15 protein-coding genes are annotated in these 23,202 nt (G+C 72.1%); 11 read left to right on the top strand and 4 right to left on the bottom strand.

Annotation, left to right across the window (positions count from 1 at the left end; all coding sequences use genetic code 11):
• Nucleotides 1-181: 181 nt before the first annotated feature.
• Nucleotides 182-1,432 carry a DUF7847 domain-containing protein gene (locus AF335_RS05000; protein ID WP_102917067.1) on the bottom strand — a complete coding sequence of 417 codons (1,251 nt, stop codon included), beginning with the start codon at nt 1,430-1,432 and terminating at the stop codon, nt 182-184.
• A gap of 194 nt (nt 1,433-1,626) precedes the next feature.
• On the opposite strand from AF335_RS05000, the gene mtnA reads away from it, so the two are divergent.
• The 7 genes from mtnA to AF335_RS04965 all read left to right on the top strand — a co-directional run bounded on the left by mtnA (nt 1,627) and on the right by AF335_RS04965 (nt 10,462).
• Nucleotides 1,627-2,778, top strand: coding sequence for an S-methyl-5-thioribose-1-phosphate isomerase (mtnA, locus tag AF335_RS04995; RefSeq protein WP_102916950.1), 1,152 nt, complete (start codon nt 1,627-1,629; stop codon nt 2,776-2,778).
• A 142-nt stretch (nt 2,779-2,920) separates the two neighbouring features.
• A complete protein-coding gene (gene mtrA, locus AF335_RS04990; RefSeq protein ID WP_087927880.1) occupies nt 2,921-3,598 on the top strand; it encodes a two-component system response regulator MtrA in 678 nt (225 codons plus the stop codon).
• 1 nt (nt 3,599) lies between these two features.
• Nucleotides 3,600-5,663 carry an MtrAB system histidine kinase MtrB gene (gene mtrB, locus AF335_RS04985; RefSeq protein WP_102916949.1) on the top strand — a complete coding sequence of 688 codons (2,064 nt, stop codon included), beginning with the start codon at nt 3,600-3,602 and terminating at the stop codon, nt 5,661-5,663.
• Complete coding sequence (locus tag AF335_RS04980; RefSeq protein WP_244926909.1) at nt 5,653-7,470, top strand: LpqB family beta-propeller domain-containing protein; 1,818 nt, start codon at nt 5,653-5,655, stop codon at nt 7,468-7,470. The genes mtrB and AF335_RS04980 overlap by 11 nt, the downstream gene beginning before the upstream one ends.
• A 105-nt stretch (nt 7,471-7,575) precedes the next feature.
• A complete protein-coding gene (locus AF335_RS04975) occupies nt 7,576-8,406 on the top strand; it encodes a ComF family protein (protein WP_102917065.1) in 831 nt (276 codons plus the stop codon).
• A gap of 384 nt (nt 8,407-8,790) precedes the next feature.
• The gene (hpf, locus tag AF335_RS04970; protein WP_376697880.1) at nt 8,791-9,480 is read left to right on the top strand and encodes a ribosome hibernation-promoting factor, HPF/YfiA family; all 690 of its coding nucleotides are present in this window, start codon (nt 8,791-8,793) and stop codon (nt 9,478-9,480) included.
• 241 nt (nt 9,481-9,721) lie between these two features.
• The gene (locus AF335_RS04965; protein ID WP_102916947.1) at nt 9,722-10,462 is read left to right on the top strand and encodes a response regulator; all 741 of its coding nucleotides are present in this window, start codon (nt 9,722-9,724) and stop codon (nt 10,460-10,462) included.
• Nucleotides 10,463-10,501: 39 nt separating this feature from the next.
• Here AF335_RS04965 and AF335_RS04960 read toward each other — a convergent pair whose 3' ends face one another.
• Both AF335_RS04960 and AF335_RS04955 read right to left on the bottom strand, forming a co-directional pair.
• Nucleotides 10,502-11,713: a winged helix-turn-helix domain-containing protein gene (locus AF335_RS04960; RefSeq protein WP_102917064.1), complete on the bottom strand. Its 1,212-nt coding sequence runs from the start codon at nt 11,711-11,713 to the stop codon at nt 10,502-10,504.
• 45 nt (nt 11,714-11,758) lie between these two features.
• The gene (locus AF335_RS04955) at nt 11,759-12,361 is read right to left on the bottom strand and encodes a GNAT family N-acetyltransferase (protein WP_102916946.1); all 603 of its coding nucleotides are present in this window, start codon (nt 12,359-12,361) and stop codon (nt 11,759-11,761) included.
• 252 nt (nt 12,362-12,613) lie between these two features.
• Here AF335_RS04955 and secA point away from each other — a divergent pair, with 252 nt between their 5' ends.
• Nucleotides 12,614-15,427 (top strand): preprotein translocase subunit SecA, encoded by a 2,814-nt coding sequence (gene secA / locus AF335_RS04950; protein ID WP_102916945.1) that lies wholly within the window; start codon nt 12,614-12,616, stop codon nt 15,425-15,427.
• A gap of 75 nt (nt 15,428-15,502) precedes the next feature.
• Here the strand turns inward: secA and AF335_RS04945 are convergent, their stop codons facing one another.
• The gene (locus AF335_RS04945; RefSeq protein WP_221505792.1) at nt 15,503-15,991 is read right to left on the bottom strand and encodes an Rv3235 family protein; all 489 of its coding nucleotides are present in this window, start codon (nt 15,989-15,991) and stop codon (nt 15,503-15,505) included.
• A gap of 312 nt (nt 15,992-16,303) precedes the next feature.
• On the opposite strand from AF335_RS04945, the gene AF335_RS04940 reads away from it, so the two are divergent.
• From AF335_RS04940 to AF335_RS35385, 3 genes are all read left to right on the top strand, one after another.
• Nucleotides 16,304-16,807, top strand: a complete 504-nt coding sequence (locus tag AF335_RS04940; RefSeq protein ID WP_102916944.1) for a DUF6912 family protein — start codon at nt 16,304-16,306, stop codon at nt 16,805-16,807.
• Between the two features lie 88 nt (nt 16,808-16,895).
• Nucleotides 16,896-17,576, top strand: coding sequence for an HAD family hydrolase (locus AF335_RS04935; protein ID WP_102916943.1), 681 nt, complete (start codon nt 16,896-16,898; stop codon nt 17,574-17,576).
• A 475-nt stretch (nt 17,577-18,051) separates the two neighbouring features.
• Complete coding sequence (locus tag AF335_RS35385) at nt 18,052-23,187, top strand: NAD-glutamate dehydrogenase (protein ID WP_228773540.1); 5,136 nt, start codon at nt 18,052-18,054, stop codon at nt 23,185-23,187.
• The last annotated feature ends 15 nt before the right edge of the window (nt 23,188-23,202 follow it).

The following is a 23,202-nucleotide window of genomic DNA, read 5'->3' as shown; positions in this document are numbered from 1 at the left end:
GAGTAGGACGCCGCCGAACAATTTTTAGCCTCAGGCCCCGAGTTTTCACTCGGGGCCTGAGGCATTTTTGCGTTCAGAGCCCATTGCGTTCAGAGCTCATTGAATGAATTCGGGGCCGGTTTCCGTCTCCTCCTCTGCGGAGGGGAGACGGAAACCGGCCCCGATTCTTTTGTGCCGGCTCCTACGCCTCTGCCGCCCGTGCGAGCTCCACGTCGAGCGACTCACGGCGGATCCGCTGATCCATGTACAGCAGCGCCGTCATGCTCGCCGTAAGAGGGAAGGTGATGGTCGAGCTAATGACCGCGCCGATGCCCGCGATCACGAGCTCCGTCCAGCCCACCTGGCCGCTCGTGCCCGCGTCGCCGAAGATCGCCTCAACGATCGACACCGGGATCTGCGCGATCATCGAGATGGTGAAAGTCAGCACCATCGCCAGCAGCTGGACACCGAAGACCCGCCACCATGCGCCCCGCACCAGCTTCGCCGAACGCCGCATGGACGCGAGCACGCCCTGCTTCTCCAGCATCAGCGCCGGCGCCGCCAGGCAGTAACGGATCCACAGCCACGTACCCGCCACGGCCGCCGCCAGGCCGCCCAGCAGTGTCAGCGCCAGACCCGGAGGCTCCAGGCCCGACGAACCGGAGTACGAGAGGAGGAGCCCCGGGCCCGTACCCACCGTGAAGACCGCCGCGATCAGCAACGGCAGCATCACCATCAGCCCGCACATCCGGGCCAGCTGCGGCCGGGCGCTCCGCCACGCCTCGCCCACCGACGTCGTACGCCCCAGAACCGCCCGGCTGACGATGACCGTCAGCAGAGCCGTGGCGACGATCGAACCCAGAAGGCTGAGGAACCACGCGGCACTCGTGCCCCCCAGGTTCTCGCCTATGTTCCTCAGCAGCGCCTCGGCGTCCTCCGCGTCGGCCGGGTCCAGCGCGGCCACGTCGCGGAACCACAGGCCCGCCACCACCGTCGCCGCGGCCTGGGTGCCGAGTGCGAGGGTCAGGGAGATCCCGAGGACCGGGCGCCAGTTCCGGCGGACGGTGTGCAGCGTGCCCTCGATGAGCTCACCGACGGCCAGCGGGCGCAACGGGATCACCCCGGGCTGCGGCGCCGCCGGCGTGGCCGCCCAGCCGCCGCGTGGACCCCAGCCGCCGCCCTGCCCCGCGCCACCGGGGCTCTGACCTGCCCCACCGGGGCCCTGGCCGCCGCTGTGGGCGCGTTGCCGGGGAGGGCGCCCCGGTGGGGGCGGGCCCGCGGCCGGGGTGGACCACTGCCCTCCGGGCGGCTGCTGCGGGGCCCACCGCGAGGAGCGCGCGGCCTCGTCCGGGCCGGGGGTCCCGTCCGTGGGCGCGGACTCCTCCGGAACGGCCGGGCGGGGCTCGTCGGAGGGGGATGTCCCGGGCGAGTTCCGGCCCGGAGTGTCGTTCATGGTCGGTGACTCCTTCTCGCTGGCCCGCTCGCCGGTGCGGCGGCCGGGCGGATCGCCCAGCCATCGTGTCACGGTGCGGAACACCACCGGAGGGGCCCGTACCGCCCCTCCGGTGGGCCGGGGGACGGGCTCGTACGGGGGAGGAACCCGGAGGCGACCTTCAATAGTGGGAGCGCGGCGGGCAGACTGGACGGATGGCTGATCAGTACGTGGCAACCACGGAATCCGCCGGACTCCCCGCCGTGCCCGCGCTCCGCTGGGAGGAGCCGCCGGAAGGGCCCGTGCTCGTGCTCCTCGATCAGCGGCGGCTTCCCGTGGAGGAGGTCGAGCTGCGGTGCACGGACGTGCCCGCCCTGGTCGACGCGATCCGTACGCTCGCCGTGCGCGGCGCGCCCCTGCTGGGCATCGCGGGGGCCTACGGGGTCGCGCTCGCGGCCGTGCGGGGCTTCCAGGTGGACGACGCCGCCGATCTGCTCGCCCACGCCCGCCCGACGGCCGTCAACCTCGCCCACGGGGTGCGCCGCGCCCAGCGGGCGTACCAGGAGGCGGTCAAGGCGGGCGCGGACGCCGGGGGAGCCGCGGCGGCTGCCCTCGCCGAGGCGCGGGCCCTGCACCGCGAGGACGCCGAGGACAGTGCCCGCATGGCGGCCCACGGCCTGGCGCTGCTGGAAGAGCTCCTGCCCGGCGGGGGGTACCGGCTGCTGACCCACTGCAACACCGGCGCCCTGGTGTCCGGCGGCGAAGGCACCGCGCTGGCGGTGGCCGGCGCGGCACACGGCGTGGGGCAGCTGAGGCGGCTGTGGGTGGACGAGACGCGTCCCCTGCTCCAGGGCGCCCGGCTCACCGCGTACGAGGCGGCCCGGGCCGGCATGGCGTACACGCTGCTCACCGACAACGCGGCCGGTTCCCTCTTCGCGGCCGGCGAGGTCGACGCGGTGCTGATCGGGGCGGACCGGATCGCGGCGGACGGCTCCGTGGCCAACAAGGTGGGCAGCTATCCGCTGGCGGTGCTGGCGCGCTACCACCATGTGCCCTTCATCGTGGTGGCGCCGCGCACGACGGTGGACCTCGGCACCGCCGAGGGGGCGGCCATCGAGGTGGAACAGCGGCCCGGACACGAGGTGACGGAGTTCGCCGTGCTCCCCGCCGCGGGGGCGCAGGCGGGCACGGGGGTGCCGGTCGCACCGCTGGGCACCCAGGCGTACAACCCTGCGTTCGATGTCACACCACCGGAATTGGTGACGGCGATCGTCACCGAGACCGGGGTGGTGTCCCCGGTCACGCGGACCGGTCTCGCGGAGCTCTGTGCCAGGTCCCGGACGGGACTTGGGAGGATATCCGGCTGATCCCCCCGTGCGATTTCCGCAGCCGGCGCGAGGTGCCGAAGGTGTTCCGGGTCAACGGGACACACCGATGTATGCCACTCACAACACGTGAGGTGGGTCACCCGGCTCTATGAGCCGGATGCGAAAATGGGATGATGTCGATATGAAGGGACGCGTCCTTGTCGTCGACGACGACACCGCACTGGCCGAGATGCTCGGCATTGTGCTGCGTGGTGAGGGTTTCGAGCCGTCGTTCGTAGCGGACGGCGACAAGGCACTTGCTGCTTTTCGTGAGGCCAAACCAGATCTTGTGCTGCTCGACCTGATGCTGCCCGGCAGGGACGGCATCGAAGTGTGCCGTCTCATCCGGGCGGAGTCGGGCGTGCCGATCGTCATGCTGACCGCGAAGAGCGACACGGTCGACGTGGTCGTCGGACTGGAATCCGGTGCGGACGACTACATCATCAAGCCGTTCAAGCCGAAGGAGCTGGTGGCCCGTATCCGGGCCCGTCTGCGCCGGTCGGAGGAGCCGGCGCCGGAGCAGCTGACCATCGGCGACCTGGTCATCGACGTGGCCGGGCACTCCGTCAAGCGCGAGGGGCAGTCGATCGCGCTGACCCCGCTGGAGTTCGACCTCCTCGTCGCGCTCGCCCGCAAGCCGTGGCAGGTGTTCACCCGCGAGGTGCTCCTGGAGCAGGTGTGGGGCTACCGCCACGCGGCGGACACCCGCCTGGTCAATGTGCATGTGCAGCGGCTGCGCTCGAAGGTCGAGAAGGACCCCGAGCGGCCGGAGATCGTCGTGACCGTGCGCGGTGTGGGCTACAAGGCCGGGCCGAGCTGACATGTCGGGCAACGGTGCCGCTCCGGAGCGGGGCGTGGGGCGGCCCGTCGACACGGCGGGCGGTATATCTCTCCTGCGGCGGCTGTGGCGCGCCGCCAGGCAGCTGCCCGACGGCGCGGCGTCGGGACCGGTGCACCCGGTCCTGAGGCTGTACGTGCGGTGGGTGCGGCGTCCGCTGCTGCCCGCGATGCGGCTGTGGCGGCGCAATATCCAGCTGAGGGTGGTCGCCACCACCCTGCTGATGTCCCTCGGCGTGGTGCTCCTGCTCGGCGTCGTGGTCATCGGGCAGGTGCGCAACGGCCTGCTCGAAGCCAAGCGGCACGCCTCGCAGAGTCAGGCCGAGGGCGGCTTCAAGGCCGCCCGGGACGCCGCCGACACCGTGAGCGACAGCCGGGGCGGTGGTGGCCAGGACGGCTCGCAGTCCGGCGGCCGTGACACGGGCGCCTGGCTGACCGGGCTCGTCCAGCAGCTCGCCAGCGGCGGCCAGGGTGTCTACCACGTGGTGGCGCTCAGCTCCGGCGGCGGTGACACCTCGGCCGTGGGCGCGCGCGGCCCGCGCGCGTCCGGCGATCTCGATCCCGAGCACAGCATCCCCGTCGACCTGCGCAAGCAGCTCGACCTGAAGACCGGGGCCCTGGAGCGCTCCGCGTCGATCAAGCACAGTGCGGCCGACGAGGGCGAGCCCGCCCTGGTCGTCGGCAAGCGGATGTACGGGCCTGACGGCAAGGCGTACCAGCTCTACTACCTCTTCCCGTACACGCAGGAGGAGAAGTCCCTCAAGCTGGTCAAGGGCACCCTGCTGACCGCCGGGGTGTTCGTGGTGGTGCTGCTGGGGGCCATCGCCTGGCTCGTGGTGCGGCAGATCGTCACGCCCGTAAGGATGGCGGCGAGCATCTCCGAGCGGCTCGCGGCCGGCGTGCTCCAGGAGCGGATGAAGGTCACCGGCGAGGACGACATCGCCCGTCTGGGTGAAGCCTTCAACAAGATGGCGCAGAATCTCCAGGTCAAGATCCAGCAGCTGGAGCAGCTGTCACGGATGCAGCGCCGCTTCGTCTCGGACGTCTCGCACGAGCTGCGCACGCCCCTGACGACCGTAAGGATGGCCGCGGAGGTCATCCACGAGGCGCGGGAGGACTTCGACCCCGTCACCGCGCGCTCCGCCGAGCTGCTCTACGGGCAGGTGGACCGCTTCGAGTCGCTGCTGGCCGACCTGCTGGAGATCAGCCGGTTCGACGCGGGCGCGGCGGCCCTGGAGGCCGAGCCGGTCGACCTGCGCGACGTGGTGCACCGGGTCGTGGACGGCGCGCTCCCGCTGGCCGAGCGCAAGGGCACCAAGCTGATCGTGACCGGTGGTGAGCAGCCCGTCGTGGCGGAGGCGGACTCCCGCCGCGTCGAGCGGGTGCTGCGCAATCTCGTGGTCAACGCCGTCGAGCACGGTGAGGGCCGGGACGTGGTCGTACGACTGGCGGCCGCCGGCGGTGCCGTCGCGGTCGCGGTGCGCGACTACGGCGTGGGGCTGAAGCCCGGCGAGGCGACGCGCGTGTTCAACCGCTTCTGGCGGGCCGATCCCGCGCGCGCCCGGACCACCGGGGGCACCGGCCTCGGCCTGTCGATCGCGGTGGAGGACGCCCGGCTGCACGGTGGCTGGCTCCAGGCGTGGGGCGAGCCGGGCGGCGGCTCGCAGTTCCGGCTGACGCTGCCGCGCACGGCCGGCGACACGCTGCGCGGTTCGCCGATCCCGCTGGAGCCGGACGACTCGCGGCGCAACCGCGGGATGAACGAGGCCGGTGTGCCGCTCGCCGTGTCGGGCCGGGGCGGTGCCACCGCGGTGCCGCCCGCGCCGCCGGGCCCCTCGCCCGTACCGGCGCAGACGCGGGCCACGCCGACCGTGGACCTCACGGCGCTGCCGGGCAGCGGTGCGCGGGTCGTGCCGCGCCCGGGCGGTACGCCTTTCGACAAGGCGGAGCGGCCGGAGAAGGCGTCCGGGGCCGCCGGGAGCGAGACCGGGGGCGAGGGGCGCACCGAGGCCCGGACCGAACGTGAGGGGCAGGCGCGTGGGCGCTGAACGCAGGTCGCGCCGTGGCGCGGCGGGGCTCGGCGCGCTCGCGCTCAGCGGTGTGCTGCTGGCGGGGTGCGCCTCGATGCCGGACAGCGGAGAGGTGACCCCGGTCGACTCCTCGCAGCGCGCCGACGCGGATTCGCAGGTGCGGGTCTACGGCGTGCCGCCGCACAAGAGCGAGCAGCCGCAGGATCTGGTGACGGGCTTCCTGGAGGCGACGACCAGCGACGACCCGGATTACGAGACGGCCCGGATGTACCTGGCCAAGAGCGAGAAGCGGGCCTGGAACCCGGGGGCGAAGACCGTGGTGCTCGCCGACGCGCCGCAGGTGCACGTGGAGCGCAGCGGCGACCGGGAGGAGGACTACACCGTCACGCTGGTCGGCAAGCAGGTGGCCACGATCGACGCGCGGCACGCCTACAAGCCGGAGGAGCGCTCGTACCAGGAGCGGATCCACCTGGCGCGGGAGGACGGCGAGTGGCGCATCGACGCGGCGCCGCCCGGGCTGGTGCTGGGTGCCGCCGACTTCCAGCGTATTTACCGGTCGGTCAACAAGTACTACTTCGCGGAGCTGGGCGCGGCCGGCAAGGAGAAGGGCCGGGACATGCTCGTCGCCGACCCCGTCTATCTGCGCAAGCGCATAGACCCCGTGACGTCCACGGTGAAGGCGCTGCTGGACGGCCCGACGAGCTGGCTCGACCCGGTGGCCACCACGGCCTTCCCCACGGGGACGCGCGTGGTCGACCAGCGGCTCTCCCTCGACGACTCCAACGCCCTGAAGGTCCGCATCGACGGCTGGGCGGCCGGGACGAACGAGGAGCAGTGCCGGCGGATGGCCGCCCAGCTGCTGTTCACCGTCCAGGACCAGTCGGCCAAGGTCAGCCAGGTCTCGCTGCTGCGCGGGGACGGCTCGCAGCTGTGCGTGCTGAGCCGGGACCAGGCGCACTCCTACGCGCCGGTGCAGAGCGCGAGCCGCCCCGACCAGCAGTACTTCGTCGACGCGCAGCACCGGGTGGTGAGCCTGGTCGACGGCGACGAGGACCCGCGCCGGGTGCCGGGCCCGTTCGGCGCCGACGGCGGCGCGCAGCTGAGGTCCGTCGCCGTGGACCGGAAGCAGCTGCGCGCGGCGGCCGTGGCGGCCGGCGGCCAGGCGCTGTACGTGGCCGAGATGACGCCGGGCGCCTCGGCGGGCGAGCCCCGGGTGACGGCCCGGGGCGGTGCGAAGGCGGGTCTGACGACGCCCAGTTGGGACGGTCTCGGCGATCTGTGGGTCGCGGACCAGGACCTTGAGCGGCCGCGGCTGCTGAGGCTGCCGGGCGGCACGGGCACTCCGGAGGAGGTCCAGGTGCCCCGGCTCGACGGCGGGCGGATCACCGGGCTGCGGGTGGCCGCCGACGGGGTGCGGATCGCGCTGCTGGTGACCAAGGACGACCGTACGACGCTGAAGCTGGGCCGGGTCGAGCGGCGCGGCACCGCCGGCCGGGCGAGTCTGTCGGTGCAGGAACTGCGCTCCGTCGCGCCCCGGTTGGAGCAGGTGGACGCGGTGTCCTGGGCCGGTGGCAGCAGGTTGCTGGTGGCGGGCCGCGAACAGGGCGGGCTCCAGCAGCTGCAGTACGTCGAGACCGACGGCTCGCTGTCGAACGCGTCCGGGCTGCCGGGCATCACCGGGGTGCGGGGCGTGGCCGCGTCGGAGACCGCGTCCAAGGCGTCGGCGCTGGTGGCCGAGGGGGACGGCGGGATCGTACGGCTGATGCCGGACACGAACTGGAAGCTGGTGGCCAAGGAAGGGTCCGCGCCGGTCTATCCGGGGTGAGCCCTGATGCCCTGATGCCGCTGGGGCCCCTGTGGCAGGCGGTAGGCGCGGCGGGAGTTTTCCACAGGGGTGGCGGGGGTCGCCGCCCGGCGCGACAGTAGGTCTATGCGCGGGTGGTGGCAGGAGATCACCGGACTGGTTCTGCCGGTCGACTGCGCGGGGTGCGGCCGAGAGCGGTCCCCGCTCTGCGAAGGGTGCCGCGAGGCCCTCGACGGGCGCGCGGCGCGTCCCGTGCGGCCGGATCCGGCGCCCGCCGGGCTGCCCGTCGTGCACGCGGCGTCGGCGTACGGCGGCAGGGTGCGATCGGTGCTGCTCGCCCATAAGGAGAGAGGCGCGCTGGGGCTCGCGGGGCCCCTGGGGGCAGCCCTGGCGGGGGCGGTGCGCTCGGTGACCCGGGCGCTCCTCGTGGATCCGGTGGTGCCCGGCGGCGCGGAGGAGCGCGGGCCCGCCCCCGGCGCGCGTACGGCCGCCGCCGGTCCGGTCCGCGGGCCGCTGCTGCTCGTGCCCGTGCCCTCGGCCCGGCGGGCCGTCGCGGCGCGGGGGCACGACCCGGCGCGCAGGATCGCGCTGGCCGCCGCGCGGGCGCTGCGGGGGGCGGGTGCGGACGCCCGGGTCGCGCCGCTGCTGCGGCAGCGCAGGCCCGTGGCCGATCAGTCCGGGCTCGACGCCCGGCAGCGCCGGGCCAATGTGGCCGGTGCGCTGGAGGTGGTCCGGGGTGGGGAGCGGTGGTTGACGGTGCAAGGACCGGTGGTGCCGGTGGACGATCTGATGACGACGGGTGCCTCGCTGGCCGAGGCGTCCCGCGCGCTCTCCCGGGCAGGCGGGAGGGTGCTGGGCGCGGCCGTGGTGGCCGCTCCCGCGCGTGCCTTCGGGGAGAGCGGGCCGGGCCCGGGGCCGAGCGCGCCGGACGGCCCCGGCCGCGCCGGGCGCCCCTGAGGGGGCCGGGCGCCCCTGAGGGGGCCGGCGGGCATCGATCGGCACTGATCGGGAAGGGGCAGGAACGGAGACGGAACGGCGCTCGTTACTTAAGTAAAGCGCAGGAAAACACCTGAATGGAGGTACGTCCCGGTAGGGGCTACCGACAGGAGTCCGGGCGAGATATGTTCGGTTGTGAGGAATGGCAAGGGCTATGCCTCATATCTCCGAATGGCGCGTTTCGTGCGCTTTCACGGAAGCTTGAAGTCGATGGGATGTAGATCTTGTCGATGGGGGAGGAGGAGGTGAAACCGCCAAGTCGGTGGCTCCGGGTATCCCCGGAGCTTGATGCAAGAGGGATGCGCTCCGCACCTTCGGCGGGGCGATCCGGGAACGGAGTTCTGCGTGGACATCGTCGTCAAAGGCCGCAAGACCGAGGTGCCCGAGCGCTTTCGCAAGCACGTGGCCGAGAAGCTGAAGCTGGACAAGATCCAGAAGCTCGACGGCAAGGTGATCAGCCTCGACGTCGAGGTGTCCAAGGAGCCCAACCCCAGGCAGGCCGACCGCTCCGACCGAGTCGAGATCACCGTGCGGTCCCGAGGCCCCGTGATCCGGGCGGAAGCCGCGGCCGCCGATCCGTACGCCGCGCTGGACCTGGCGCACAGCAAGCTGGAAGCGCGGCTGCGCAAGCAGAACGACAAGCGTCACGCCCGCAGGGGCAACGGACGCATTCCCGCGAGTGACGTCGCGTCGACCGTGATCGGGGCCGCGGAGCTCACCGACACCGGTGAACTCGTCGCGGAGCAGTCGATGGACGGCGTTCCGGTGACCCACATGGGGTCGCTGGAGGTGCGGGGCGAAGGCCCCCTGGTGGTGCGCGAGAAGACCCACACCGCCGCCCCGATCACCCTCGACCAGGCGCTCTACGAGATGGAGTTGGTCGGTCACGACTTCTATCTGTTCGTCGACTCCGAGTCCAAGATGCCCAGCGTCGTCTACCGCCGGCACGCCTACGACTACGGCGTCATCCGGCTGAACGCCGACCCGCTCTTCGAGGCGGAACCCGGCGGTGCCGGCGGAGCGCTCGGCGGCTGACCCGTGGCAGGCCCGGCGCCCTCCACGGCGCGGGCCCGCCCCTCCGTGAACGGTGCCCTCGGAGCGCCCCGGCGCTCCCGGGGCACCCTCGTGCGACGTGGCAGCACCGCTCGGCCGCCCGCCGTGAAATCATGACCGTGCGGCCAACCACCGGTCCGCCGAAACCGGTTGGGGCGGACGTAACACTGTGCAACCACCGCGAGGGGCTCCAAGCCTTCAGGGGTCTCCAGGGGGAGGAACGATGGCGGACAGGTTCGGGCCCGTGCTCGTGCCCGGCGAGGACGACGAGGCCACCTGTGAGGACAGGGGCGGCGCGCGGGAGGAGCCCATCCGGGTCCTGGTCGTCGACGACCACGCGCTCTTCCGCCGGGGACTGGAGATCGTCCTCGCCCACGAGGAGGACATCCAGGTCGTGGGCGAGGCCGGGGACGGCGCGGAGGCCGTGGACAAGGCCGCCGACCTGCTTCCCGACATCGTCCTGATGGACGTCAGGATGCCCCGGCGCGGCGGCATCGAGGCGTGCACCTCCATCAAGGAGGTGGCCCCCAGCGCGAAGATCATCATGCTGACGATCAGCGACGAGGAGGCCGACCTCTACGACGCCATCAAGGCCGGCGCGACGGGCTATCTCCTCAAGGAGATCTCCACCGACGAGGTCGCGACCGCGATCCGGGCGGTCGCCGACGGCCAGTCGCAGATCAGTCCCTCGATGGCGTCCAAGCTGCTGACCGAGTTCAAATCGATGATCCAGCGCACCGACGAGCGCCGACTGGTGCCGGCGCCCCGGCTCACCGACCGTGAGCTGGAGGTCCTCAAGCTCGTCGCCACCGGGATGAACAACCGCGACATCGCCAAGGAGTTGTTCATCTCCGAGAACACCGTGAAGAACCACGTCCGCAACATCCTGGAGAAGCTCCAGCTGCACTCCAGGATGGAAGCGGTGGTCTACGCGATGCGGGAGAAGATCCTGGAGATCCGCTGACGGCCGCGCCGCGACCGGCCCCGGCCGGCCGCCGGGCCGTCAGCCCAGGGCGGTGACCAGCTCGGCGGCCAGGCGCGCGTCGTCGCAGCGCTCGATCCGGACGGAGTCGCAGCCCACCCACTCGGCCGCCTCCCGCAACGCCTGGGCCATGGGCGCCACGGCCTTGACGCCGTCCAGTGAGACCTGCCGGGCCACGAGCGTCCGCCCCTCCCGGCCGGGGTCCACCCGGCCGGCCAGCCGTCCGCCCGTGAGCAGCGGCATCGCGAAATAGCCGTGCACCCGCCTGGCCTTCGGGGTGTACGCCTCCAGCCGGTGGGTGAAGCCGAAGATACGCTCGGTGCGGGGCCGGTCCCAGATCAGCGAGTCGAAGGGCGACAGCAGTGTCGTGCGATGGCGGCCCCGGACCGGGGCGGCCAGCGCCGCGGGGTCCGCCCAGGCCGGCCGGGACCAGCCCTCGACCTCCACCGGCACCAGTCCGGTGCCCTCGATCACCGCGTCCACCTGCTCGGCCTTGAGCCGGTGGTAGTCCGCGAGATCCGCCCGGGTGGCGACGCCCATCGCCGCGCCCGCCTGCGCGACCAGCCTCCGCATGCACTCGGCGTCGTCGAGGTCGTCGTGGAAGAGGGCGTCCGGCACGGCGCGCTCCGCCAGGTCGTACACCCGCTTCCAGCCGCGCCGCTCGGTGCAGACGACCTCGCCGGTGTCGAGCAGCCACTCGACCGCGATCTTCGTCTCGGACCAGTCGTACCACTCGCCGCCGTTCTTGGCGCCGCCCAGCTCGGTGGCCGTCAGCGGGCCCTCGGCCGTCAGCCGGTCGCGGACGGCCGCGCAGGAGCGCTCGGCGTCCTCCATCACATGCCAGCGGTGCCCCCGGGCCTGGAAGGCCCGCCGCCGGAAGGCGAAGTGCGGCCACTCCTCGATGGGAAGGACGCACGCGGCGTGCGACCAGTACTCGAAGCCGTGCGGGTGGGAGGTGGGCGCGCCGGCCGGGCGCGGCGTCCAGTACGCGGCCTCGACCTCGGCGCGGCCGACGGCGCCCAGCCGGGCGTACGGCACCAGCTCGTGGGAGCGGGCGAGCACCGAGATGGTGTCCAGCTGGACCGCCCCCAGCCGCCGCAGCACGCCGCGCGCCCCGCCCCGCCGGTCCGGGGCGCCGAGCAGGCCCTGGGCCCGCAGCGCCAGGCGCCGCGCCTCGTCGGCGGAGAGCCGTGCCTCGGGCGTACGCCCCTTCGCCTGGGCGGGAGTTGTCATCCGGGAGACCATGCGATCACCTTAGGGGCGGCCACTGACAGCGCCTCACGCGGACCGGTCGCGCCCGGAGAACGGCAGGTAGGGGGTTCGCTGTGGCAGTCCGAGGTCCGAGGGGAGCAGCGCGCCGGCCCAGGCGTCGCGCCGGGTGCCGCCGCGGAGCAGCGCCGAGCGCAGGGTGCCCTCCATCGTGAACCCCAGCTTCCGGGCGACGGCGCGGGAGCCCTCGTTCCCCGTCTCGGCGACCCACAGCAGCCGCTCCACGCCCAGGTCGCCGAACGCCCAGCGGGCCACCGCCGCGCCCGCCTCCGCGGTGTAGCCGTGGCCGCGGGCCTCCTTCGCCGTCCAGTAGCCGATCTCGGCCTGCCGCTCGGGTGCGCGCAGCAGCGCCAGGCGCAGCAGGGCGATCGACCCGACGAGGCGGCCGCCGTCCCGGGTGAAGGTGCCGAAGTTGTACAGGGAGTCGTCCCGCCAGCCGTTCGGGCAGGTCTCCTCGATGTACTCGCGGGCGTCCTCCCGGGTGTAGGGGGAGGGCACCTCGGTCCAGCGCGGGATCTCGGGATCCTGGCAGGCCGCGTGCACCGCGTCGGCGTCCGGCGGCGTGAGCGGGCGCAGCACCAGACGCTCTGTGGTGAGGGTTATGGGCTCCATGAACGGAGTCTAGGGAGGGCTTTGCCGGGTAGCTTCCGGTTTTCCCCCGCCCGGCACCTTGGGACCGGGTCGTTCGTTCCCCTTGCGGGTGACAGCGGGACCGGCCCCTGACGGACCTCCCGGCGCGGCGGGGTCCTCGCTTACGATGGCCGTTGCGGCGGGGACTGTCCCGTCGTGCCCGCGCACTCTTCCCCTGCCTCGCGGCCGGGGGTGAGCCCAGTGCCAGGCCCGACCGGCAAGGAGTCAGCCTACGTGTCCGTCTTCGGCAAGATCATGCGTGCAGGAGAAGGCAAGATCCTGCGCAAGCTGCACCGCATCGCGGACCAGGTCAATTCCATCGAGGAAGACTTCCTCACGCTCTCCGATGCCGAGCTGCGGGCCCTGACCGACGAGTACAAGCAGCGCTACGCCGACGGCGAGAGCCTGGACGACCTGCTGCCGGAGGCGTTCGCGACCGTCCGCGAGGCGGCCAAGCGCGTCCTCGGCCAGCGCCACTACGACGTCCAGCTGATGGGCGGCGCCGCCCTGCACCTCGGTTACGTCGCGGAGATGAAGACCGGTGAGGGCAAGACCCTCGTCGGCACCCTCCCCACGTATCTGAACGCCCTGTCGGGCAAGGGCGTGCACCTGATCACGGTCAACGACTATCTGGCGGAGCGCGACTCCGAGCTGATGGGCCGGGTGCACAAGTTCCTCGGCCTGTCGGTCGGCTGCATCCTCGCCAACATGACCCCGGCCCAGCGCCGCGAGATGTACAACTGCGACATCACGTACGGCACCAACAACGAATTCGGCTTCGACTACCTCCGCGACAACATGGCGTGGTCGCAGGACGAGCTGGTGCAGCGCGGCCACAACTTCGCGGTGGTCGACGAGGTCGACTCCATCCTGGTCGACGAGGCCCGTACGCCGCTGATCATCTCCGGCCCGGCCGACCAGGCCACCAAGTGGTACGGCGACTTCGCCAAGCTGGTCACCCGCCTCACCAAGGGCGAGCCGGCGAACCCCCAGAAGGGCGTCGAGGAGACCGGCGACTACGAGGTCGACGAGAAGAAGCGCACCGTCGCCATCCACGAGGCCGGCGTCGGCAAGGTCGAGGACTGGCTGGGCATCGACAACCTCTACGAGTCGGTCAACACCCCCCTCGTCGGCTATCTGAACAACGCCATCAAGGCGAAGGAACTGTTCAAGAAGGACAAGGACTACGTCGTCATGGACGGCGAAGTCATGATCGTCGACGAGCACACCGGCCGTATCCTCGCCGGCCGCCGCTACAACGAGGGCATGCACCAGGCGATCGAGGCGAAGGAAGGGGTGGACATCAAGGACGAGAACCAGACCCTCGCCACGATCACCCTGCAGAACTTCTTCCGCCTCTACGGCAAGCTCTCCGGCATGACCGGTACGGCGATGACCGAGGCCGCCGAGTTCCACCAGATCTACAAGCTCGGCGTGGTCCCCATCCCGACCAACCGCCCGATGGTCCGCAAGGACCAGTCCGACCTCATCTACCGCACCGAGGTCGCCAAGTTCGACGCGGTCGTCGACGACATCGCGGAGAAGCACGAGAAGGGCCAGCCGATCCTCGTCGGCACCACCTCGGTCGAGAAGTCCGAGTACCTCTCGCAGCAGCTCGCCAAGCGCGGCATCCAGCACGAGGTGCTCAACGCCAAGCAGCACGACCGGGAGGCGTCGATCGTCGCCCAGGCCGGCCGTAAGGGCGCCGTCACCGTCGCCACCAACATGGCCGGCCGCGGTACGGACATCAAGCTCGGCGGCAACCCCGACGACCTGGCCGAGGCCGAGCTGCGCCAGCTGGGCCTGGACCCGGTGGAGCACGTCGAGGAGTGGGCGGCCTCGCTGCCCTCCGCCCTGGAGCGTGCCGAGGCCGCGGTCAAGGCGGAGTTCGAGGAGGTCAAGTCGCTCGGCGGGCTCTACGTCCTCGGCACCGAGCGCCACGAGTCCCGCCGCATCGACAACCAGCTGCGCGGCCGTTCCGGCCGTCAGGGCGACCCGGGCGAGTCCCGGTTCTACCTCTCGCTGGGCGACGACCTGATGCGCCTGTTCAAGGCCCAGATGGTCGAGCGGGTCATGGCCATGGCCAATGTGCCCGACGACGTGCCGATCGAGAACAAGATGGTCACCCGGGCCATCGCCTCCGCGCAGTCCCAGGTCGAGCAGCAGAACTTCGAGACGCGTAAGAACGTCCTGAAGTACGACGAGGTGCTCAACCGCCAGCGCGAGGTCATCTACGGCGAGCGCCGCCGCGTCCTGGAGGGCGAGGACCTGCACGAGCAGGTCAAGCACTTCATGGACGACACCATCGACGACTACATCCGGCAGGAGACCGTCGAGGGCTTCGCGGAGGAGTGGGACCTGGACCGGCTGTGGAGCGCCTTCAAGCAGCTCTACCCGGTGAAGGTCACCGTCGAGGAGCTGGAGGAGGCGGCGGGCGACCGCGCGGGCATCACCGCGGAGTTCATCGCCGAGTCCATCAAGGACGACATCTACGAGCAGTACGCGGCCCGCGAGGAGCAGCTGGGCTCCGACATCATGCGTGAGCTGGAGCGCCGTGTCGTGCTGTCGGTCCTGGACCGCAAGTGGCGTGAGCACCTCTACGAGATGGACTACCTCCAGGAGGGCATCGGCTTGCGCGCCATGGCCCAGAAGGACCCCCTGGTGGAGTACCAGCGTGAGGGCTACGACATGTTCACGGCCATGATGGAGGGCATCAAGGAGGAGTCCGTCGGCTATCTGTTCAACCTGGAGGTCCAGGTCGACCAGCAGCTGGAGGAGGTCCCGGTCCAGGACGCCGGCCCGTCGCTGGAGAAGGACGTCCAGGACGCGGTGCCGGCCGGTGCCCGCCCGGAGATCCGCGCCAAGGGCCTGGACGCCCCGCAGCGGCCCGACCGGCTGCACTTCTCGGCCCCCACGGTGGACGGCGAGGGCGGTGTCGTCGAGGGCGACTTCGAGGACGGCCCGACCCGCTCCTCGGCGGACGGCCTGACCCGCGCTGAGCGCCGTAAGGCGCAGAAGAACAGCGGCGGCCGCCGCCGCAAGAAGTAACACCTCCGCCGGGGCGGGGGCGGGACACCTGACGGGTGTGCCGCCCCCGCCTCGCGCGTTTCCCGCCCCGCGGGCTCAGGCGCGGGCGCCGGCCAGCTCGACGGCCGAGCAGCGCCACCGGAGGTCCTGGCCCCGCTCCAGCCGGAAGGCGAGGGCGTGCAGCCGTTCCCCGGAGGAGATCCGGGCGAACGCCTCGATCACCCCGGGCCGGGGCCGGAACTCGTCGCAGCGCCGGACGGCCGGTGTACGGGCCGGTGGCGCGGGCCGCAGCGGGGCCTGCGGGGCGAGCGCGGCGAGCTGGTCGTAGGCGGCGCCGAGGGTGTGGCCGAGCATCCAGTGGACCGGCCGCTGGCCGCTCAGGGTGAGCAGGAGGCGTTCGGCGAACCAGTAGCGCGGCAGCCGCTCGCGCTCGCGGCGGCGGGCCGCGGCGTCCGGCCGGGGCCGCCCGGCGCCGGGCCGTCCGCCGTCCGGGCGTACGCCGTCGGTGCGCCGCGGCGGCGCGCTCCGGCCGCCGCCCGGTGCGGCGGGCCTGGTGGAGCCGGTGGACCTGGTGGACCGGTGCATGCGGATCGCCCCCGTGATGCCGGGCCCGGCCTATACCGGGCGGTAACTTCCGTCGGTGATCTTCTATCGGCGGCGTCCGGGGGCGACAAGGGCGGGAGGGTGGCGGCGGCCGGTCGGCGGTCTTTCGCCTATCAGGGGGAAGGGGGTCCGGCGCGCACCCCACGACCTGCGGCGGAGCGTGCTCGGGCGGGCTCGTGGGACGCGCCCGGGCGGGGGCTCCCGGCACTTCGAAGGGGGACTCGCGCCCGTATGCTGGCAGCACGGTTCACGTCCTCGGCGCACGCCCCCAGGACCCTCAGGAAAGCGGCTGTCATGCGCGTCTACGTCCCCCTGACCCTCCCCGGTCTCGCCGAGGCGCACAAGACCGGACAGCTGGGCCCGGCCCCGCTGGACGCCTACGCCGTCACCCCCGCCCTGCGCGAGTGGTATCTGTCGGACGACGTCGAGGAGCTGGAGTACGCGGCCCTCGGCAGGGCCGCCGCGGCCTCCCTGCGCCTCCTCGCCGCCGACCCGGCCGCCGCTCGCCGCCGGGTGGTCGTCGCGCTCGACGTGGCCGACGGCGCGGCCGTGGCCGACCCGGACCGCGGCCTGGACCAGGCCGCGATCGGCGAGGTCCGGCTGGCCGCCGCGGTGCCGCTGGCCAAGGCCGCGGCCGTGCACGTCGACTCCGGCGACGCGGAGGCGGACGTCACCGCCGCCGCGGCCGCCCTCGGCGCCGCGGACCAGGGTGACGACGACGCGCAGTTCACGGTGGACGGCGCCGAGGACCACGAGCTGATGTGGTTCGGCGTCCAGGAGATCCCGAACCTGGTCTGACGGCGCGTCCGGGCGGTACGGAACCGTCCGGAACGGCCCGGGGCGGCCCGGGGCAGCGCTGTCGGACCCTGTCGGTACGGTCTTGGTCATGGGGAAGCACGTGGCACACATCGTCTGGGACTGGAACGGCACGCTCTTTCACGACCTCGACGCGGTCATGGCGGCGACCAACGCCGCCTTCGCCGAGATCGGCCTGGAGCCGATCACCCTGGAGCGGTACCGCGAGCTGTACTGCGTCCCGATCCCGAAGTTCTACGAGCGGCTGCTCGGCCGGCTGCCCACCGAGGCCGAGTGGGACCACATGGACCGGGTCTTCCAGCGCCACTACCTGGACCATCACCTCGGCTGCCGCCTCGCGGACGGCGCCGAGGAGCTGCTGGAGGACTGGCAGACGTCCGGCGGCACCCAGTCGATCATGTCCATGTACGGCCATGACGAGCTCGTGCCGTTGGTGCGGGGCTTCGGCATCGAGCGCCGGTTCACCCGCGTCGACGGTCGCACCGGCCCCTCGGGCGGCAGCAAGGCGGAGCACATGGCGCGCCATCTCGCCGGGCTCGACGGCATACCCGCGGAGCGCACCGTCGTCATCGGCGACGCCCTGGACGACGCGGTCGCGGCCGCCCATGTGGGCGCCCACGCGGTGCTGTACACCGGCGGATCGCACAGCCGGGCCGGTCTGACGGCGGCCGGGGTGCCCGTCGTGGACAGCCTCGCCGAGGCGGTCGAGGAGGCGGCGCGGCTCGCCGGACGGAGCCGGCCCGCGCGCTGAGCGGGCCACCCGACGGGCACCCGACGGCCACCCGCCGGGCGCCTGACGGCCACCCGACGGGCGGCGGACGGGCGGCGGCCGAGGGGGCGAATCGGGAGAAAGCGCAGGTGCGGACGGTTGTGCGGAAGGAAGTACGGGCGGTCGGGCCGCGTCGCTGTCCAGACCGTCAAAGTTCCGGCCCGGGTTTTGTACACAAACGGCTCATGACGGTTCCCCGGGGAAGAGCGATAGCCTTACCAGGTGATCAGCGCGATATCCAGCAGGGGCGACGGCGCTCCTGCCCTGCGCCCGGAGTGCCACCGCCCCCGGGCCGCCGCTGATTCCCCGAGCCCGGCACGTCCGACGAAGTTCGTCGAGAACGGCCCGGCCACCTCTCATTCCGGCATAACGTCGAAGACGACCGGAGACCCCGTGTCGTGGCGTGATGCCTCCACCACCTATGTCACGCAACGGCGCGCGACAGGAGCCAGAGGACATGCAGACCAAGCTGGACGAAGCCAAGGCCGAGCTGCTCGAACGGGCGGCTCGTGTCGCTGAGAACAGCCCGGCAGGGGGGCAGCAACCGACTGGGCCGAAGGGCGAGGGCGGCCTCGATCCCGAGACCCTGACCGCGTACCTCCAGCGCTATTACCTGCACACCGCGCCCGAGGACCTCAGCGGCCGGGACCCGGTCGACGTCTTCGGCGCCGCGCTCTCGCACTACCGGCTCGCCGAGAACCGGCCGCAGGGCACCGCGAACGTCCGGGTGCACACCCCGACGGTCGAGGAGAACGGCTGGACGTGCAGCCACTCCGTGGTCGAGGTCGTCACCGACGACATGCCCTTCCTGGTCGACTCCGTCACCAACGAGCTCTCCCGGCAGGGCCGCGGCATCCACGTCGTGATCCACCCGCAGGTCATCGTCCGCCGTGACGTCACCGGCCGCCTGCTGGAGATCATCGGCTCCAACTGCGACGCCCACGGCAACGGCAAGGACGCCGCGCTGCCGCACGACGCCGTCACCGAGTCCTGGATCCACGTCGAGATCGACCGTGAGACCGACCGCGGTGACCTCAAGCAGATCGCCGCGGATCTGCTCCGGGTCCTCTCCGACGTCCGCGAGGCCGTCGAGGACTGGGAGAAGATGCGCGACGCCGCGCAGCGCATCGCCGACGGCCTGCCCGCCGAGCCGGCCCCGGCCGACGTCCCCGCGTCCGAGGTGGAGGAGGCCCACGAGCTGCTGCGCTGGCTCGCCGCCGACCACTTCACCTTCCTCGGCTACCGCGAGTACGAGCTGGCGAAGATCTCCACCGAGAGCGGCGAGGAGGACGTGCTCAGCGCCGTCCCCGGCACCGGCCTCGGCATCCTGCGCTCCGACCCCACGCACCACGGCGAGGGTCACCACGCGGGTCCCGGCCGCGCCCACCTCACCGGCCCGGCGTCGCCGTCCTTCAACCGGCTGCCCGCCGACGCCCGCGCCAAGGCCCGTGAGCACAAGCTGCTCGTCCTCACCAAGGCCAACAGCCGCGCCACCGTGCACCGCCCCTCCTACCTCGACTACGTCGGGGTGAAGAAGTTCGACGCCGACGGCAACGTCACCGGCGAGCGCCGCTTCCTCGGCCTGTTCTCCTCCGCCGCGTACACCGAGTCCGTGCGCCGCGTGCCCGTCGTCCGCCGTAAGGTCGCCCAGGTCCTGGCCGACGCCGGCTTCACCCCGGACAGCCACGACGGCCGCGACCTGCTCCAGATCCTGGAGACGTACCCGCGCGACGAGCTGTTCCAGACCCCGGCCGACCAGCTGCGGGCCGTCGCGACCAGCGTGCTCTACCTCCAGGAGCGCCGCCGGCTGCGGCTCTTCCTCCGCCAGGAGACCTACGGGCGCTACTACTCCGCCCTGGTCTACCTCCCGCGCGACCGCTACACCACGGGCGTCCGGCTGCGCCTGATCGACATCCTCAAGGAGGAGCTCGGCGGCACCAGCGTCGACTTCACCGCGTGGAACACCGAGTCGGTCCTCTCCCGGCTGCATTTCGTCGTCCGCGTCGAGCCCGGCGCCACCCTGTCCGACCTCACGGACGCCGACGTCGACCGCATCGAGGCCCGCCTGGTCGAGGCCGCCCGCTCCTGGGCGGACGGCTTCGCCGAGACGCTGACCGCCGAGGTCGGCGAGGAGCGCGCCGCCGAGCTGCTGCGCCGCTACGGCCAGGCGTTCCCCGAGGGCTACAAGGCGGACCACAGCCCCCGCAGCGCCGTCTCCGACCTCGGTCACCTGGAGAAGCTGACCACGGCCGGCGGTGACCGCGACTTCGAGCTGAGCCTCTACGAGCCGGTCGGCGCGGGCCCCGGCGAGCGCCGCTTCAAGATCTACCGCACCGGTGAGCCCGTCTCGCTCTCCGCCGTCCTGCCGGTCCTCCACCGGCTCGGCGTCGAGGTCGTCGACGAGCGCCCGTACGAGCTGCGCTGCTCCGACCGGACGACCGCCTGGATCTACGACTTCGGTCTGCGGATGCCCGACCGGACCGAGGGCGACGACGCGCGCACCCGCTTCCAGGAGGCGTTCGCGGCCGTCTGGACCGGCGAGGCGGAGAACGACAACTTCAACATGCTCGTGCTGAAGGCCGGCCTCGACTGGCGCCAGGCCATGGTGCTCCGGGCCTACGCCAAGTACTTGCGGCAGGCCGGTTCGCCGTTCAGCCAGGCGTACATGGAGGACACCCTCAGCACCAACGTCCACACCACCCGGCTGCTGGTCAACCTGTTCGAGGCCCGGATGTCGCCCGCGCTCCAGCGGGCCGGCCGCGAGCTGACCGACGGGCTCCTGGAGGAGCTGGACGGCGCCCTGGACCAGGTCGCGAGCCTGGACGAGGACCGCATCCTGCGGGCCTTCCTCACGGTCATCAAGGCCACCCTGCGCACCAATCACTTCCAGCGCGTCAGCGAGGGAAGCGACGGGAGGGGCCAGCGCGTCGGCTCGGGAAGCGACGGGAGGGGCCAGCGCGTCGGCTCGGGAAGCGACGGGAAGGGCCGGCGCGTCGGCTCGGGCGGTGACGCGGCGGGCCTCGTCGGCGCCCCGCACCCGTATCTCTCCATCAAGCTCGACCCGCAGGCCATCCCCGACCTGCCGGCTCCGCGCCCCGCGTACGAGATCTGGGTCTACTCCCCGCGCGTCGAGGGTGTGCACCTGCGCTTCGGCAAGGTCGCGCGCGGCGGTCTGCGCTGGTCCGACCGGCGCGAGGACTTCCGCACCGAGGTCCTCGGCCTGGTCAAGGCCCAGATGGTGAAGAACACCGTCATCGTGCCCGTCGGCGCCAAGGGCGGCTTCGTCGGCAAGCGGCTCCCGGACCCGTCCCTGGACCGTGACGCCTGGCTGGCCGAGGGCATCGCCTCGTACAAGACCTTCATCTCCGGTCTGCTCGACATCACCGACAACATGGTCGGCGGCGAGGTCGTGCCGCCGAAGGACGTCGTGCGCCACGACGGGGACGACACCTATCTGGTGGTCGCCGCCGACAAGGGCACCGCCACGTTCTCCGACATCGCCAACGAGGTCGCGGAGTCCTACGGCTTCTGGCTGGGCGACGCCTTCGCCTCCGGCGGCTCGGCCGGCTACGACCACAAGGGCATGGGCATCACCGCCCGCGGCGCCTGGGAGTCGGTCAAGCGCCACTTCCGGGAGCTGGGCCACAACACCCAGACCGAGGACTTCACGGTCGTCGGCGTCGGTGACATGTCCGGTGACGTCTTCGGCAACGGCATGCTGCTCTCCGAGCACATCCGCCTGGTCGCCGCCTTCGACCACCGGCACATCTTCCTCGACCCCACGCCCGACGCGGCCGTCTCCTACGCCGAGCGCCGCCGGCTGTTCGAGCTGCCCCGCTCCTCCTGGGCCGACTACAACGCCGAGCTGCTGTCGGCGGGCGGTGGCATCCACCCCCGTACGGCCAAGTCGATCCCGGTCAACGCGCAGGTGCGGGCCGCCCTCGGCATCGAGGCGGGCGTCACCAAGATGACCCCCGCCGAGCTGATGAAGGCGATCCTCAGCGCCCCGGTCGACCTGCTGTGGAACGGCGGCATCGGCACCTACGCGAAGGCGTCCACCGAGTCGCACACGGACGTGGGCGACAAGGCGAACGACGCGATCCGCGTCGACGGCCAGGACCTCCGGGTCAAGGTCGTCGGCGAGGGCGGCAACCTCGGTCTGACCCAGCTCGGCCGGATCGAGTTCGCCCTGTCCGGTGGCCCGGAGTCCACCGGCGGCCGGATCAACACCGACGCGATCGACAACAGCGCCGGTGTGGACACCTCCGACCACGAGGTGAACATCAAGGTCCTGCTGAACGGCCTGGTCGCGGAAGGCGACATGACCGTCAAGCAGCGCAACAAGCTCCTCGCGGAGATGACGGACGAGGTCGGCGAGCTGGTCCTGCGCAACAACTACGCGCAGAACGTGGCCCTGGCCAACGCCGTCGCCCAGGCCCCCAGCCTGCTCCACGCCCACCAGCGGATCATGCGCAGGCTGACCCGCGACGGGCACCTGGACCGGGCCCTGGAGTTCCTGCCCAACGACCGGCAGATCCGCGAGCGGCTCTCCGCCGGCCGCGGGCTGACCCAGCCCGAGCTGGCGGTCCTGCTCGCCTACATCAAGATCACCACCGCCGAGGAGCTGCTGGGCACCGAGCTCCCCGACGACCCGTACCTGGAGCGGCTGCTCTACGCCTACTTCCCGGAGGCGCTGCGCACCTCCTACGGCGAGCAGATCGACACCCACGCGCTGCGCCGGGAGATCGTCACGACCGTCCTGGTCAACGACACGGTCAACAGCGGTGGCTCGACGTTCCTGCACCGTCTGCGCGAGGAGACGGGCGCCTCGCTGGAGGAGATCGTCCGGGCGCAGACCGCGGCCCGGGAGATCTTCGGCCTGGGCCGGGTCTGGGACGCCGTCGAATCCCTCGACAACAGCGTCGCGGCCGACGTCCAGACCCGGATCCGGCTGCACGGCCGCCGGCTGGTCGAGCGCGGCACGCGCTGGCTGCTCAACAACCGCCCGCAGCCGCTCCAGCTGGCCGAGACCATCGACTTCTTCCGGGACGGCGTGGCCGCGGTCTGGTTCGAGCTGCCCAAGCTGCTCAAGGGCGCCGACAGCGAGTGGTGGCGTTCCATCCACGACGAGCTGGTGGCCGCCGGGGTGCCGGACGACCTGGCCGTGCGGGTGGCGGGGTTCTCCTCCGTCTTCCCGGCGCTGGACATCGTGGCCGTCGCGGAGCGCACCGGCAAGGCGCACCTGGACGTGGCCGAGGTGTACTACGACCTCGGCGACCGCCTGCACATCACCCAGCTGATGGACCGGATCATCGAGCTGCCGCGCGCCGACCGCTGGCAGTCCATGGCCCGCGCCTCCATCCGCGAGGACCTCTACGCGGCCCACGCGGCGCTCACGTCCGACATCCTCTCCGTCGGCAACGGCACCTCGACGCCGGAGGAGCGCTACCGGGCGTGGGAGGAGAAGAACGCCGCGATCCTGGTCCGTGCCCGCACCACGCTGGACGAGATCCGGGGCTCGGACGCCTTCGACCTGGCCAACCTGTCGGTGGCCATGCGGACGATGCGGACGCTGCTGCGTACGCACAGCTGACGCCTGAGTGAACTG

It is taken from the genome of Streptomyces eurocidicus (assembly GCF_002891295.1).
Classification (GTDB): Bacteria; Actinomycetota; Actinomycetes; order Streptomycetales; family Streptomycetaceae; genus Streptomyces; species Streptomyces eurocidicus.
Note: the sequence above shows the minus strand (reverse complement) of the source record. Positions and strands in the feature narration are given on the sequence as shown.